This is a genomic window from Synechococcus sp. BA-120 BA3 (assembly GCF_034931285.1).
GTDB lineage: Bacteria > Cyanobacteriota > Cyanobacteriia > PCC-6307 > Cyanobiaceae > Cyanobium.
Map to the genome: position 1 here is coordinate 1 of NZ_JAYGHZ010000192.1, position 1,083 is coordinate 1,083.

Here is a 1,083-nt window from a genome sequence, read left to right on the forward strand (position 1 = left end):
GTGTATACGGGGCCGCCCACGCACCCCTGCAGGCCGCTCTTGTCGAGGCGGGTGCGGCGGGTGCAGAGCAGGCAGCCGGCTCTCCAGGGCTCGGGGCCGTCGCCCCCGGGCTCGCCGGGGCCATCGAGGCTCACCAGGCAGTAGTTGGCCTGCAGGGCCACCACCCGGCCGGGCAGCGGCTCATCCCCCATCCCGTCGCACCAGCAGCCGCACTCCGTCCCCGGGGGCGAAGGGGGACGGCTCGGCCCGCTGCACCGTGTGACCCTCGTTCCGCAGACCCTCGCTCACCATCTGCTCCGGTTCCCCCCCGTCCAGGTCGATCTGGAGCCAGCTCCCCGGCGGCAGGGGCTCCAGGGCCAGGCGGGCCCGGATGAAGTTCACCGGGCAGGGCGTTCCCCGCAGATCGAGGACCGCCGGCGAGCCGCCCATGCCACTCAACCGAACAGGCCGCCGAACAGGCCGCTCTTGTGGTGGTGGCGCTGGCCCTTGCTGGTGTGGTGGCCGGCCAGCTGCTCGAGCAGCTGCCGCTCCTCACCGTTGAGCTTGGTGGGCAGCTGGACCTTGATGGTGAATTGATGGTTGCCGCGGGCCACCGGATTTCCCAGCCGGGGCACCCCCTTGCCCTGGAGGGTGATGACAGCCCCGGGCTGGGTGCCGGGAGGGATCTCCAGCGGCTCATGGCCGTCGACGGTCTCGACCTCGATCGTGTCGCCCAGGATCGCCTGGAGGTAGTTCAGCGACACCTCGGAGTGGATCGTCACGCCGTCGCGGCGCAGCTGGGGGTGGGACTGGACGGTGAGGAAGACGTAGAGATCGCCCGCCGGTCCGCCCCGCTGGCCGGCGTTGCCCTCCTGGCCCACCCGCAGGCGGGTGCCGGTGTCGACGCCGGCGGGGATGTTGATGCGCAGCTTCTTGCGCACCTGCTGCAGGCCCTGGCCGCCGCAGGCGTTGCAGGGGTCGGCGATCACCTGGCCGGTGCCATCGCAGGTGGGGCAGGGCGCCACCTGGGTGAAGCTGCCGAAGGGGGTGCGGGTGGCGCGGCGCACCTGGCCGGCGCCGCCGCAGGTGCCGCAGGTGGTGGGG

Annotated in this window: 2 protein-coding genes and 1 pseudogene; all 3 read right to left on the bottom strand. The window is 72.9% G+C overall.

All coding sequences use genetic code 11. The features are described 5' to 3' along the window. Positions 1-191, bottom strand: a pseudogene (locus VB737_RS07185) (hypothetical protein); the annotation flags it as partial. Beyond that, positions 181-429, bottom strand: coding sequence for a sulfurtransferase TusA family protein (locus VB737_RS07190; protein WP_500312234.1), 249 nt, complete (start codon positions 427-429; stop codon positions 181-183). The pseudogene VB737_RS07185 and the gene VB737_RS07190, both read right to left, overlap by 11 nt. 5 nt (positions 430-434) lie before the next feature. After that, on the bottom strand, positions 435-1,083 hold a 649-nt coding region (locus VB737_RS07195), incomplete at its 5' end, for a DnaJ C-terminal domain-containing protein (RefSeq protein ID WP_500312235.1).

What these genes read in the sequence shown, in the direction of transcription:
- VB737_RS07190 (WP_500312234.1), bottom strand. Translation starts at nt 429, where the DNA reads ATGGGCGGCTCGCCGGCGGTCCTCGATCTGCGGGGAACGCCCTGCCCG.